Here is a 13,172-nt window from a genome sequence, read left to right as displayed (position 1 = left end):
ATCGCATATCACTGGAGTAATAAGATGCAAAAGCTAGCTGAGTTGTATCGTGGGAAGGCGAAGACCGTCTATACCACCGAAAATCCTGACCTATTGGTATTGGAGTTCCGTAACGATACGTCAGCACTGGATGGTCAGCGCATTGAACAATTCGATCGTAAAGGAATGGTAAATAACAAATTTAACTATTTCATTATGACTAAATTGGAAGAAGCCGGTATTCCAACGCAAATGGAACGCTTGCTGTCAGATACCGAAGTGTTGGTCAAAAAACTGGAAATGATCCCAGTTGAGTGTGTTATCCGTAACCGTGCCGCAGGCTCGTTGGTAAAACGCTTAGGAATAGAAGAAGGTTTGCAACTAAACCCACCACTGTTCGACCTGTTTTTGAAAAACGATGCCATGCATGACCCAATGGTCAATGAGTCTTATTGCAAGACCTTTGGCTGGGCGACAGAAGCACAATTGGCCCGCATGAAAGAGCTGAGCTATCTGGCGAATGATGTGTTGAGTAAACTGTTTGATGATGCCGGTTTAATCCTGGTGGACTTCAAGTTGGAGTTCGGTTTGTTCGGTGATGAAGTGGTGTTGGGTGATGAGTTCTCACCTGATGGCAGCCGTTTATGGGATAAGGAAACCCTGAACAAGATGGACAAAGACCGTTACCGTCAAAGCCTGGGTGGTTTGATTGAAGCCTACGAAGAAGTTGCACACCGTATCGGCGTAAAATTAGACTAACCGCGCAATCGATTCCGTTTTGTCTGGCGCAGGGGAGATAGTCGCTATCTCCCCCATGCTTTTCTTTCTTAACGCTACAGCATTGTTAGCTATGTTCACCACTCAGCCCCTCTTTGGGCCAGCCGCAGCAAGCAGCGTTTAGTTCTGCTCCAGACAGATTTGTCTCTCACTTGCCGTCTGGTTGTGCCGCTAAGTACTTTGAGCATGTATTTGAATGCCCAACTCCCCTAATAACACCAATCATTTAAGCTTTTAATGGTATTAGCTCGACAGATTTCCTACGATAATATGTAAGGAAAATATCTGGGAGTATTGCTATGCGTTGGCAAGGTCGTCGTGAAAGTGACAATGTAGAAGATAGGCGCGGGGACGCATCCGGGGGCGGTGGTGGGTTCCGGCCTCCGATTGGCGGCAAGGGCGGTATTGTTATTCTGATTGTGGTGTTGGTTGCGGGCTACTACGGGGTTGACTTGACCCCGCTGTTAAATGGCAGTGATCCGATGTCACAAACTCAAACACAGCCACGTTCTCCAAGTTCAGTCAGCACTAAAGATGACCAATATGCCAAATTCACCTCGGTCGTTCTGGCGGATACAGAAGACGCCTGGAAACCTATTTTCCAAAAGATGGGGCGCACCTATCAGGAGCCTAAACTGGTGATGTATCGTGGTGCAACGCGCACCGGTTGCGGTACCGGTCAGTCCGTTATGGGGCCGTTTTATTGCCCAGCAGATAGCACGGTTTATATCGACTTATCTTTCTATGAAGATATGAAGAATAAACTGGGGGCGGGGGGCGACTTTGCTCAGGCCTATGTGATTGCTCATGAAGTTGGCCACCATGTGCAGCATTTGATGGGTATTGATACTAAAGTGCGTCAGCAGCAGCAGGGTGCATCTCAGGCTGAAGCTAATCGTCTCTCGGTCAAAATGGAATTGCAGGCGGACTGCTTTGCCGGTGTGTGGGGCAAAGCGATGGAAGACCAGCAGGTGTTGGAAGTGGGTGATTTACAAGCGGCACTAAATGCGGCACAGGCGATTGGGGATGATCGCTTACAGCAGCAAAGGCAAGGGCGTGTCGTCCCCGATAGCTTCACTCATGGCACATCACAACAGCGCTATACCTGGTTTAAACGTGGTTTCGATAGCGGTGATCCTAATAGCTGCAACACGTTCTCCACCCGTTAAACTGATCAGCTAAAATCATTGGCGTTACAGCGAACAGCGCTGTAGCGTCAGGTACGAAAAGTATAAATAGATTATCATAAGACCACTTTCCTCTTACCGGCACGCTAGCTGCCGGCATTTATTGCAAGGCAGGGATAACCATGGCCGCTCTTGATCCAACTTTATTGATTCTATTGGCGTTGGCTGCGCTTGGCATCATTAGCCATAATATGACCGTCACATTAGCTATTCTGACACTACTCGCCATTCGTATTACTCCGTTAAATCAGTTTTTCCCATGGATAGAAAAGTATGGCTTAACCATCGGTATTTTGATTCTGACCATTGGCGTGATGACGCCGATTGCTAGTGGTAAAATTAGCGCCAGCGAGGTGCTGCACTCCTTTGTGCAGTGGAAATCGATATTAGCCATTGTGGTCGGGGTTGCGGTCTCTTGGTTAGGCGGGCGTGGCGTGTCGTTGATGACTCACCAACCGTCCGTGGTGGCAGGGCTATTGGTCGGAACGGTACTGGGGGTTGCGTTATTCAGAGGCGTTCCGGTTGGGCCGTTGATCGCCGCGGGCTTGCTTTCACTGGTGATCGGTAAATCGTAACGTGATCCATCAAATTGTGCTCAGCCAACCACTAATGGCACGGCAGGGGATACGGCGTTTACTGGTCCTCAGCGGTTGCGCGGATTGGTCGCGCCAGCAGGCATTAAATCTGCGTCAGCAATTGCCGGGTGATTGGTTATGGATAGCAGAACAGGCCCCTGACACTGGCAATGCAATTCACCCGACAGCGGCAAAAACCTTACTCGGGCAGGAAGGGTTACATGGCGTATTTGATGCCACCGATGGTTTGAATACCGAAGCACTGGCGGTGCTGGCCGGCGCATTGCAAGCTGGGAGCTGGCTGGTGCTATTAGTGCCGCAGTGGGATAGGTGGCCGTGCTTACCAGACGCTGATAGTTTGCGCTGGAGTGAACAACTAACCCCCATCACTACACCGAATTTTATTCACCATCTGCAACGTCAACTTCAGGCTGATCCTGATGTTATTTTGTGGCAACAGAACCAGCCGCTAGCTATGCCTATGGTGTACTCTCGCCCAGACTGGCAGCAGCCCGACGGTTCTCCTACCACGGAACAGCAAACTATCCTTCAACGCCTAATGCAGGCAGAACGCGGCACTTGGGTGCTGACGGCAGCCCGTGGGCGCGGTAAATCGACGCTGGCCGGTATGTTGGTAGCGCAGTGGCCCGGTCGCTGCTGGGTTACCGGGCCGGGTAAAGCGGCCACACAAGTGCTGAATCAGTGCGCGGGAGAACGAGCGCACTTCTGGGCGCCGGATGCACTATTAGACTACTGTCGGTTAAACGATGTCAGCGGCATTGACTGGTTATTGATTGATGAGGCTGCGGCTATCCCTGCCACACTCCTATCGGCGTTATTGGTGTACTTCCCACGGGCATTATTAACCACCACCGTACAGGGTTACGAAGGCACCGGGCGTGGTTTCTTGTTGAAGTTCTGTACAACACTACACGATTGGCACCCTTTGGCGCTAACAGACCCTATTCGTTGGGCCAGCGGTGATCCGCTAGAGCGTGTCGTGGATGAAGTTATGCTATTTGACGATGAGCTACCGTGCCGCGAATCTCTCTCAGCGTCAGTCGATATTATGCCCTGTAAGCAGCGCGATTGGCTGCACTACCCCGAATTGCTGCGACGTTTTTATGGTTTGCTTGCCAGTGCGCATTATCGCACCACCCCCCTTGATTTGCGGCGTTTGATGGATGCGCCGGGGATGCATTTTTCTGCGGCCAAGGTGGCTGATTCAGTCATTGGTGCACTGTGGCTGGTGGATGAGGGGGGGCTTAGCAGTGCATTAGCCCATGCCGTTTGGGCAGGGAAACGGCGGCCAAAGGGGAGTTTGGTGGCTCAGTCACTGGCGGCACATAGTGGGCAATGGCATGCACCCACCTTACGGTCGCGGCGAATCAGTCGAGTCGCCGTCGCACCGTCATGGCGGCGGCAGGGGATAGCCCGGCAGATGATTGCCGCCGAGCTTGCGTGTGGGCTGCGCGAGAGGCTTGATTATATTTCAGTCAGTTTTGGTTATACCCCCGAATTAGAATGCTTCTGGCGTGCCTGTGGCTTTCATCTGGTGCGTATTGGTAGCCATAAGGAAGCCAGCAGCGGCTGTTACGCGGCAATGGCGGTATCACCCTTGAGTCCGGCGGGGCAATCGCTCTGTGAGGCAGCACGGCAGCAATTAGAGCGTGATTGGTATTGGTTGCAACAATGGGTAGACATCCCAACGCCCTTATCGTTATCCCCGCCTCAACAACCTGACATTTCCTTAAATGACGACGACTGGCGTGAACTGGCTGGTTTTGCCTTTGCTTTTCGGCCGTTAGAAGCGAGTTTACCCGCTCTACAGCGTTTGTTATTACGCAGTCAATTACCCCTTCCTGCATTACGGTATTATTTACAGCAAGGTATTTCGCCCGCGCAGATTGTTAATAATCTAGCCCTCACAGGGCGAAAAGCATTAGTAGCACGGTGGCGGCAAGAGGCAGCCGAGGGGATGGCAGAGGGTTGATGACAGTTATCTTTTATTGTCTTAAAACTCAATTTCTCATGATGTGTCGAAGAGGCTCTTAAGGTAAGGTATTCGCCATATTCAGGATGAGTATAGCGAGGATACCAGGCTAGATGCACACGCACAGATTGGTCACTGAAGGATTAGTAAAAATTGAAGATGGCATGGGGTACATTGATATTGAATTTGTTTTTGCGGGAGATGAAAAACGTTCCATCACCGTGAGGCTAATGTTCTGTCCCCCCTCTTTAGATCCTGTGGCAGCAGGAAGAGCTAAACCCGATACAGATATTTGCAAAGCCTGAAGGCTCAATTGACCTATTGCTACATGAGTTACATTATCTCTATAGCGCGTTAGTTGACTTCATGCTTAGGGTGGTTGACATTGAAAGCACACAACGTCTGTATTTCTCTGCTGAGAACGAAGCCTTAATACGATATATCCAAGGTATGTTAAGCGGTTTGCCAGAGAGCGTAATCTCACCTACCTAAATGATGGGGCTTGTTATGCGATACGAACGCGGCACTACCCACACGAAGGGTAAAATTGATTTTAAAGCGATTCATGATGGCAAAGTCGAAATGTTCAAACGATTTATGGCTGCTAAAGAAGTTGCTGAGCGCAAAGGTGAAGTGATAGTAAAACCGCTTTGATCTCATCTGCTTATAATGATAATGAATACAGGCTAATTGGCCTGTTTTGTTGATAATAAATTACTCGAGCAATCGACTATCCACCGAGTCAGATCCCGCATCCGCCGTTACCTTCAATAATTCCCACCAACTCCATCAATAAAACCCAATATCTCTCCGAAACCTGCAGCGTATAGTAACGTTATTGTCATTTAATGATTAAAGGCCGCTTGATGAATCAGACTTCTATCGTAGTGCAGCAACCGGCAACGCCAGAACAATTAATATTATTGTTTCATGGTGTTGGTGATAGCGCCGCTGGAATGGCACCGGTCGGTAGCCATTTTGCACAAGCCTTTCCTCAGGCGCTGGTCGTCAGTGTTGATGGTATATTCGCCAGCAACATGGGGAGTGGGCGTCAGTGGTTCTCAGTGCAAGGTGTTACTGAGGATAATCGTCAGGAGCGAGTTAATGCGGTGATGTCGCAATTCATTGATATTATACGTTATTGGCAACAGAAGAGTGGCCTTGGGGCACAGCAGACCACCCTGGTCGGTTTTTCGCAGGGCACGATTATGTCATTGGAGGGGGTGAAAGCTCAGCCGCAGTTAGCCGGGCAAGTTATTGCGTTTAGTGGCCGTTTTGCGACGTTACCACAGCAACCCATCGCTGACGTGGTGATCCATTTTATTCATGGTGAGCAGGATGGGGTGATTCGTGTGGAACATGCCAAGGCTGCAACCAGTAGCTTAATGGCTTTGGGCTGCCGCGTAACACTGAGTCTGGATGCCAATACTGGGCATGGTATTAATCAACCAATGCTCAAACTGGCTATCGACCATTTGCGTGACGATATTGCAGCGAGGTAATTCACCCTGACGAAGGGGCTGGCCCCTTCGTTTGATGTGACTCGAGCTTTACTTATTTTTTCTTGTTCTTATCCGGCCAGTCGTCATCGTCGTCCCATTGCGCATTGTTATCGCGATGAGGTGGTAATTCTGGTTTGTTTTTTAAAAAGCTTTTATGATCAAGACGGCGTAACTCTTTGATGCCGTTTAAGATAATACCCGCAAGCAGGATAAGTATGATCCACCAATAATCTGCTAACCAGTGCATGGTTAAGTTCCTTCCGTTGATATACCTGTCATCTTTCAAACTGCCGGTGTGGCTGCACTCAAGAACCTGAATCACCTGACTGCGTAAGCACGTCGGGATTAATCAACCTTATTCTCGCTTGCCGACTTCCTGCATCTTGGAATCTATAGGGTATGAATAAATCGCGAAAAAATCATGGGTAAATGGCTTGTCAGCCACTCACTGCCTGCCACATCCTGTGATTGCCAAGCTTCTAGTAGAATGTTGGGTGTCAGTAAATGTTCCGCCGCCGCAGCTAACGGGCGATAACTTAGGTGCCAAGGTTCTGCTGCAATACCGCCGTTATCCTCGCTAAATGGCCGGTAAAAACCAAATTCAGCCATATGAACATCCAGCCACTGGGTCAACGGATAAAAATAGCCACTCGCTTGGTATTCCCATGGCTCCAGCTGTAATTTAGTCTCTGCGGGCAACAGGGAGGGATCGTAAATATCCAGATCACTGCCCCAGTGATGGCGGCTGGCTCCCGGCAGGGCAGACCAGCGTAAAATAGCCTCACAACGAGCCTGAGCATCAAGTTGGCAAATCTCTATCGGCTGGCTGTCTTTATCTAATACTGGTCGCTCACCACGAAATTTACCATTCCAGATCGCTAATTGGCGGTCAAAATCGCGAAAAGTGCTGGCAGGTTGTAAATCAAACCCCGCTCGTTTAGCGGCTTGTTGCATAGCCTGAAAGGCCGCAACAGCTTGTGGTTGCAGGCGATGGTTGCCGCTTAACACCGTCAGATGATCGGTTGAACGGCCGGTAAGCATCTCTGGTGTTAATGTATTAGCTGTCATGCGATGAGCTGCTCCATAATTCGCTGATACATCCGGCTCAGTAGTTGCAAGTCAGCGGCGTGAACACATTCATTCACTTTATGGATAGTGGCATTAACCGGCCCTAACTCCACCACTTGAGCACCCATTAACGCGATAAAACGGCCATCAGAGGTGCCCCCGGTGGTTAACAGTTGCGGCGTGATTTCAGTGTAGTGCTCAACAGCATTAATTACTGCATCGACCAGCGCACCCCTTGCGGTAAGAAAGGGTTGACCAGACAACACCCACTCGAGGGTGTAATTTAGTTGATGGCGTTTCAACAGCGCCTCTACGCGCTGCTTAATCATGCTGTCAGTCAGTTCTGTACTGAAACGGAAGTTGAACTGCACATAGAACTCACCGGGAATCACATTATTGCTGCCGGTTCCGGCATGCAAATTGGCGATCTGCATACTGGTGGCGGGGAAGAACTCATTGCCTTCATCCCATTGTGTAGCAACCAGCTCATTCAGGGCTGGCATGGCACGGTGAACCGGATTATCCGCTAAATGAGGATAGGCCACGTGCCCTTGAATTCCATGGATACGCAAGTTGGCAGTAATAGAACCCCGGCGGCCATTTTTCACCACATCGCCGACTCGGTCAGTACTGGAGGGTTCGCCAACCAGACAGTAATCCAGCCGCTCGTTACGCGCCATCAACGCATTCACGACTTTGACCGTACCGTTAATGGCCTTGGCTTCTTCATCGGAGGTAATCATAAATGCCAGCCGGCCTTTATGTTCTGGATGAGCCGCGACAAAACGTTCGGCGGCGACCACCATTGCAGCCAGTGAACCTTTCATATCGGCGGCACCACGGCCATACAGCATGCTATCACGAATGGTCGGTTCAAACGGTGGGCTGCTCCAATGGCTTTCATCACCGGTGGGGACCACATCGGTATGACCGGCAAATGCCAAGGTTTCACCTTCGCCGCGCCAGGCCCAGAAATTAAGGGTATCGCCAAAATTCATAGGTTCTACCGTAAAACCGATAGCCTCTAAGCGCTTAATCATGATCGCCTGGCAGCCCGCATCAGAAGGGCTGAGCGACGGGCGTTTAATTAATTGTTGGGCCAGTTCGATTACCGGACAGATCATGTTATTGCACCTCGATAACGTGTTGTTTAATATTATGTTGTTGAATAAAAAGTTGATAACTTTCAGTTTTGAAGCCCAGCAGCATTTCGCCATTGGTGGCTTCCAGTAGCGGGCGTTTAATTATGGCTGGCTGTTCTAGCATCAGCGCTTTGGCGGCCAGAGCATCGGTTATTGCATCACGTTGGGCTTGTGGCAATTTACGCCAGGTGGTACCGCGCGTATTGAGCAATGGTTCCCAACCCAGTTGATCGATAAAACCTTGCAGGCGTTCGTCACTCAATCCGTCTGCACGATAATCGTGAAACTGATAGGCAATACCTTGCTCTTCCAGCCAGCGGCGGGCCTTTTTTATGGTATCGCAATTTTTAATGCCATAAAGGCGCAATGATGGAGTGGCTAGGCTATCTGACATGGAAAAATAATACCTCGGCTAGAATGGCAAATCAGGTCAGCCGTATAGACGACTGCCCGGCTCAAGGGGAGCAATTTGCCCATAATGCGGGAAAATGTGATTTGAATCCAGACGGCTATGCGTTGTTGAGCGCGGCGGTAATCAGAACTGAGCTGTTGATTTAGCCAATACGGTCAAGGTTAGCGGCATATTGGCGAATTGCTTTTTGGTAGAGGCTGATGTCCTGATAGTTTGAGGTTTCAGCCAGCAATATCAATAACGCAGCGACTGCCTCTTTGGTTTCACCGAGGTTATACAGTGTCATGGCGCGGAATAAGGTAATCTCTTTCGCTTGTGGGAAATGGGCTAACGCGCGGTCAAATGTATCCAGTGACTCTTGATATAACCCCAGAGCGCGATAAGTGCTGCCCAGCCCCAAATAAGCCTCCTGCAACTCTTTACCTACCAGATTGTGCTCAATAGCGGCCCGATAGAATGGGATTGCCTGCAACTCCAACCCCTGCACATCATACAGTGAGGCAATCTTATACAGCAGACTGGCGTTATCTGGTGAACGACGCAGTAAGTCCAGCGCCATTGCCACCGCATCATCATAACGGCCCAGCTCTTTTAATGAGTCGATGGAGTGTTTCATGGTTGTGCTCTGTATTTTGCCAATAACGGGTTTTGTCAAAAACGGCGTTTACCCCTATATATCTGAGCACGCTACTCTCGAATGATAAAACAGGCAAGTGATGTAATGCTGGCTGAGGAAACTCAGTGACAGGGCAAAATTCAAGATCTCTGCGACAGATCTCATTTCAACCGTTAGGTAGCTTACTTTCAATTTTGACTGTTCAAAAAATAGGCGTATAATTGGCCGCGATAATTAGAGAGGATGTTATGGTTGAATTTGAGTTAAGCACGTGGAAAGAGTTTATCGATGCTATGCTGCGTAAGGCATAAGCGAATAAACCGGCAGTAAGAGTAACTATCTTTTTGTTGTTTTAACGATTGACTTATTACACCCAGGGGCGAAAAATCGCTCGCCAGAAAGGCAGAGACCATATTGGCTCTGCCTTTTTTATGCCCGTCATCTTTCAAACCGTAGGTGTGTTGGCGTCTCTCGTTCACCCGAATCACTGACTTGATGTCAGCTCATCGGGATTCTCTTGCTTGCCGTCTTCCTACAGCTTGAAATCTATTGGGCATAATCAGAAGTCATCTTTCCAACCGTAGGTGTGTTGGCGGCTCTCGTTACTCTTTCGCGCGCGGTGGCCTGCCTGGGAAGCGACGACGCACCAGAACAAAGAACAGCGGTACAAAGAAAATCGCCAGCACGGTAGCTGAAATCATCCCCCCCATCACACCAGTACCTACGGCATGTTGGCTACCTGAGCCTGCACCCTGGCTGATAGCCATGGGTAATACACCAAAGATAAATGCCAGCGAGGTCATCAAAATAGGCCGCAACCGCTGGCGGGAAGCCTCAAGAGTGGCTTCGACTAAATCTTTACCTTTATTGTTTAATTCGCTGGCAAACTCGACGATTAAAATGGCGTTTTTGGCCGATAAGCCAATAATGGTCAGCAACCCGACCTGGAAATAAACGTCATTCTCCAACCCACGCATCCAAGTGGCCGCCACCGCACCTATAACCCCGAGAGGCACCACCAACATCACAGAAAACGGTATTGACCAGCTCTCATACAATGCCGCCAAACACAAAAACACCACCAGTAACGAGATGGCATAGAGGGCCGGGGCCTGTGAACCCGATAGCCGCTCCTGATAGGACATGCCTGTCCACTCTAGACCAAAACCATTCGGTAGCTGTTTGACCAGATTCTCCATAACATCCATTGCAGTACCGGTACTGATACCTGGTGCCGCCTCACCGACAATCTCCAGTGCAGAATAACCGTTATAGCGCTCCAATCGTGGTGAGCCATATTCCCAGCGGGTAGTAGAGAACGCCGAGAAGGGCACCATGCTGCCGCTTTTATTACGGACATACCATTTGTTAACGTCTTCCGGCAGCATACGGGCGGTGGCCTCAGACTGCACATAGACTTTCTTCACCCGCCCACGATCAACAAAGTCGTTAACATAAGTCGAACCCCAGGCCGTTTTCAGGGTGTTGTTAATATCATCCAGTGCTACGCCCAATGCTTGTGCTTTGCGTTGATCGATATCTATCTGCAACTGCGGGCTATCGTCCAATCCGTTATGTCGCACCCGGGTCAGGGCTGGCTCTTTAGCCGCCATCTGTAATAACTGATCGCGAGCAGCCATCAATTTGTCATGGCCCAAACCGCCGTGATCTTGTAATTCCATATCAAAACCTGATGAGCCACCCAAGCCTGAAATGGCCGGCGGGCTACTGACTGACACTCTGGCTTCGGCAATTTTATTAAATACTTTGGTGGCGCGTTCAATAATGGCAAAAGAAGAGTTATTACTCTCTTTACGCTGATCCCAATCAGACAGCCGGATGAAGAGGCGTGCCACATTTTGGCCGTTACCACCTGGGCCGGACCCCACCGTTGAGAATACCGACAACACATTATTCTTTTCTTCCGTCAGGAAGTAGTTCTCTACTTTTTCAACCACTTTCAGTGTCTGTTGCTGGGTTGATCCCACCGGGAGCTGGACTTGCGCCATAAACACACCACGGTCTTCCAATGGTAAGAACGACGTCGGTAACTTGATGAACAACAGAGCCAGCCCGCCCAATAGCAGAAAATAGAGCAACATATAGCGCAGACTATGATGTAACACCTGAGCCACACCTTTCTCGTAACGGCGAGTGTTACTATCGAACATACGGTTAAACCAACCGAAAAAGCCACGCTTGGCGTGATGATGGCCCTGCTGAATGGGTTTGAGCATGGTGGCGCAAAGTGCTGGGGTTAGAATCAAGGCGACCAGCACCGAAAGCACCATGGCAGAAACGATGGTAATGGAGAATTGGCGATAGATGGCCCCGGTGGTCCCACCGAAGAATGCCATCGGGATAAACACGGCAGACAGCACCAGCGCAATACCCACCAATGCGCCCTGAATTTGCCCCATAGACTTACGAGTCGCTTCGCGTGGCCCTAGTCCTTCTTCGCTCATCACTCGTTCGACGTTTTCTACCACCACGATGGCATCGTCAACTAACAGCCCGATCGCCAATACAATGGCAAACATGGTTAGGGTATTAATACTGAATCCGAACGCCGACAGTACTGCGAACGTGCCCAATAGCACCACTGGGACGGCGATTGTTGGGATAAGGGTGGCGCGGAAATTCTGCAAAAAGAGATACATCACCAGGAAAACCAACAAAATGGCTTCCAACAATGTTTTTACCACATCCTTGATTGAGGCTTTAACGAACGGTGTGGTTTCATAAGCGATTTTGGCTTCAAGACCGTGCGGGAAAAACGGGGCCAGTTCTGCTATCCGGGCCTTAACCAACTCATCGGTTTGCAGTTCATTGGCACCGGAGGCGAGCTTGATACTCATCCCTGATGCCGCCTGGCCATTAAAGCGACTCAGATAATCATATCTTTCAGCACCCATCTCAATTTTAGCCACATCACCCAATGTGACCAGCGAGCCGTCCTGGTTGACCCGCAGCGTGATTTCCCTAAATTGCTCTGGTGTCTGTAATTGAGATTGAGCATTAATGGTGGCATTTAATGCCTGATTATCGACGGAAGGGGTTCCGCCTAATTGGCCCACCGCAATCTGACTATTTTGCGATTGGATAGCGCTGACAATATCTTGGGTGGTCAGTTGATAATTATTGAGTTTATTGGGGTCGAGCCAGATACGCATAGCATATTGGGAACCGAAGGCATCAATGCTACCGACCCCTTCGATACGGCTAAGTGGGTCTTGCAGATTACTGGCGACATAGTCGGCAATATCTTGTTTATCCATACTGCCATCGGTGGAGACAAAGGCCACCATCATCAAGGTGTTATCACCAGATTTCGAGACTGAAATTCCTTGCTGTTGCACATCTTGTGGCAGTTTTTTAATGGCAGACTGCAACTGATTCTGTACCTGCTGCATCGCTTCGTTAGGATCAGTACCCGCTTGGAATGTCAGGGTTATTGATGCGCTGCCAGAGTTGCTGCTTTGCGATGACATATACAGCAGCTTATCAAGGCCGGTCATGCTTTGCTCGATAACCTGCGTGACGGTATTTTCCAGTGTTTGTGCCGAGGCTCCTGGATATGAGGCACTGATGCGGACATTAGGTGGTGCCAGATTCGGGTATTGCTCAACAGGCAGCGTCGAGATTGCTAAAGCCCCGGTAAGACACAAAATTATCGCCAATACCCAAGCAAAGATCGGGCGGTCGATGAAAAAATTAGCCATGCAGTGCCAGCCTCTATAAATAAAAAATCATATCCAGCAGAATCTACTGTGCACTTTACGCGGGAATGCGGGTGGAAACGTGAAGAAAATATGGAGAACCTGTAAAAAACCTCGATAAAACTGAGTTAATCCACCTCAATGTAGAAAATAATGATAAACAGGTGTTTTTTCTGGCATCAGGTAAACTGATTATATCCCA

At 49.5% G+C, this 13,172-nt stretch carries 13 protein-coding genes; 7 read left to right on the top strand and 6 right to left on the bottom strand.

Annotated elements, in window-relative coordinates:
* Positions 1-24: 24 nt before the first annotated feature.
* The 7 genes from purC to ypfH all read left to right on the top strand — a co-directional run bounded on the left by purC (position 25) and on the right by ypfH (position 6,013).
* Positions 25-738 carry a phosphoribosylaminoimidazolesuccinocarboxamide synthase gene (gene purC, locus Q2T72_RS15820; RefSeq protein WP_083163306.1) on the top strand — a complete coding sequence of 238 codons (714 nt, stop codon included), beginning with the start codon at positions 25-27 and terminating at the stop codon, positions 736-738.
* Positions 739-1,055: 317 nt separating this feature from the next.
* Positions 1,056-1,925 (top strand): neutral zinc metallopeptidase, encoded by an 870-nt coding sequence (locus Q2T72_RS15815; protein ID WP_083163309.1) that lies wholly within the window; start codon positions 1,056-1,058, stop codon positions 1,923-1,925.
* 140 nt (positions 1,926-2,065) lie between these two features.
* The gene (locus tag Q2T72_RS15810) at positions 2,066-2,518 is read left to right on the top strand and encodes a DUF441 domain-containing protein (protein ID WP_004876835.1); all 453 of its coding nucleotides are present in this window, start codon (positions 2,066-2,068) and stop codon (positions 2,516-2,518) included.
* Between the two features lie 34 nt (positions 2,519-2,552).
* Positions 2,553-4,511 carry a tRNA(Met) cytidine acetyltransferase TmcA gene (locus tag Q2T72_RS15805; RefSeq protein WP_372569904.1) on the top strand — a complete coding sequence of 653 codons (1,959 nt, stop codon included), beginning with the start codon at positions 2,553-2,555 and terminating at the stop codon, positions 4,509-4,511.
* 113 nt (positions 4,512-4,624) lie between these two features.
* The gene (locus Q2T72_RS15800) at positions 4,625-4,816 is read left to right on the top strand and encodes a hypothetical protein (RefSeq protein WP_372569449.1); all 192 of its coding nucleotides are present in this window, start codon (positions 4,625-4,627) and stop codon (positions 4,814-4,816) included.
* Positions 4,817-5,018: 202 nt separating this feature from the next.
* Positions 5,019-5,165 carry a hypothetical protein gene (locus tag Q2T72_RS15795; protein WP_005183905.1) on the top strand — a complete coding sequence of 49 codons (147 nt, stop codon included), beginning with the start codon at positions 5,019-5,021 and terminating at the stop codon, positions 5,163-5,165.
* Between the two features lie 212 nt (positions 5,166-5,377).
* A complete protein-coding gene (gene ypfH / locus Q2T72_RS15790) occupies positions 5,378-6,013 on the top strand; it encodes an esterase (protein ID WP_083163312.1) in 636 nt (211 codons plus the stop codon).
* Positions 6,014-6,065: 52 nt separating this feature from the next.
* On the opposite strand, the gene Q2T72_RS15785 is transcribed toward ypfH, so the two are convergent.
* The 6 genes from Q2T72_RS15785 to acrD form a co-directional block, all read right to left on the bottom strand.
* Complete coding sequence (locus Q2T72_RS15785) at positions 6,066-6,260, bottom strand: YpfN family protein (RefSeq protein WP_083163315.1); 195 nt, start codon at positions 6,258-6,260, stop codon at positions 6,066-6,068.
* Between the two features lie 143 nt (positions 6,261-6,403).
* Positions 6,404-7,081, bottom strand: a complete 678-nt coding sequence (locus Q2T72_RS15780) for a M15 family metallopeptidase (protein WP_083163318.1) — start codon at positions 7,079-7,081, stop codon at positions 6,404-6,406.
* Positions 7,078-8,205 (bottom strand): succinyl-diaminopimelate desuccinylase, encoded by a 1,128-nt coding sequence (gene dapE, locus Q2T72_RS15775; protein ID WP_372569448.1) that lies wholly within the window; start codon positions 8,203-8,205, stop codon positions 7,078-7,080. The genes Q2T72_RS15780 and dapE overlap by 4 nt, the downstream gene beginning before the upstream one ends.
* Before the next feature lies 1 nt (position 8,206).
* Positions 8,207-8,617, bottom strand: a complete 411-nt coding sequence (locus tag Q2T72_RS15770; protein WP_083163324.1) for an ArsC family reductase — start codon at positions 8,615-8,617, stop codon at positions 8,207-8,209.
* 160 nt (positions 8,618-8,777) lie between these two features.
* Positions 8,778-9,251, bottom strand: a complete 474-nt coding sequence (locus Q2T72_RS15765; RefSeq protein WP_372569447.1) for a tetratricopeptide repeat protein — start codon at positions 9,249-9,251, stop codon at positions 8,778-8,780.
* A 602-nt stretch (positions 9,252-9,853) separates the two neighbouring features.
* Entirely contained in the window at positions 9,854-12,973 is a 3,120-nt protein-coding gene (acrD, locus tag Q2T72_RS15760) for a multidrug efflux RND transporter permease AcrD (RefSeq protein ID WP_372569446.1), read from the bottom strand.
* Positions 12,974-13,172: the final 199 nt, after the last annotated feature.

The sequence above is a fragment of the Yersinia sp. 2466 StPb PI genome, from assembly GCF_041538325.1.
Classification (GTDB): domain Bacteria; phylum Pseudomonadota; class Gammaproteobacteria; order Enterobacterales; family Enterobacteriaceae; genus Yersinia; species Yersinia enterocolitica_E.
This window is presented reverse-complemented; position numbering and strand designations above follow the sequence as displayed.

What these genes read in the sequence shown, in the direction of transcription:
- Q2T72_RS15770 (WP_083163324.1), bottom strand. Translation starts at nt 8,617, where the DNA reads ATGTCAGATAGCCTAGCCACTCCATCATTGCGCCTTTATGGCATTAAA.
- acrD (WP_372569446.1), bottom strand. Translation starts at nt 12,973, where the DNA reads ATGGCTAATTTTTTCATCGACCGCCCGATCTTTGCTTGGGTATTGGCG.
- ypfH (WP_083163312.1), top strand. Translation starts at nt 5,378, where the DNA reads ATGAATCAGACTTCTATCGTAGTGCAGCAACCGGCAACGCCAGAACAA.
- Q2T72_RS15785 (WP_083163315.1), bottom strand. Translation starts at nt 6,260, where the DNA reads ATGCACTGGTTAGCAGATTATTGGTGGATCATACTTATCCTGCTTGCG.
- Q2T72_RS15765 (WP_372569447.1), bottom strand. Translation starts at nt 9,251, where the DNA reads ATGAAACACTCCATCGACTCATTAAAAGAGCTGGGCCGTTATGATGAT.
- purC (WP_083163306.1), top strand. Translation starts at nt 25, where the DNA reads ATGCAAAAGCTAGCTGAGTTGTATCGTGGGAAGGCGAAGACCGTCTAT.
- Q2T72_RS15805 (WP_372569904.1), top strand. Translation starts at nt 2,553, where the DNA reads ATGGCACGGCAGGGGATACGGCGTTTACTGGTCCTCAGCGGTTGCGCG.
- Q2T72_RS15780 (WP_083163318.1), bottom strand. Translation starts at nt 7,081, where the DNA reads ATGACAGCTAATACATTAACACCAGAGATGCTTACCGGCCGTTCAACC.
- Q2T72_RS15795 (WP_005183905.1), top strand. Translation starts at nt 5,019, where the DNA reads ATGCGATACGAACGCGGCACTACCCACACGAAGGGTAAAATTGATTTT.
- Q2T72_RS15810 (WP_004876835.1), top strand. Translation starts at nt 2,066, where the DNA reads ATGGCCGCTCTTGATCCAACTTTATTGATTCTATTGGCGTTGGCTGCG.
- Q2T72_RS15815 (WP_083163309.1), top strand. Translation starts at nt 1,056, where the DNA reads ATGCGTTGGCAAGGTCGTCGTGAAAGTGACAATGTAGAAGATAGGCGC.
- Q2T72_RS15800 (WP_372569449.1), top strand. Translation starts at nt 4,625, where the DNA reads ATGCACACGCACAGATTGGTCACTGAAGGATTAGTAAAAATTGAAGAT.
- dapE (WP_372569448.1), bottom strand. Translation starts at nt 8,205, where the DNA reads ATGATCTGTCCGGTAATCGAACTGGCCCAACAATTAATTAAACGCCCG.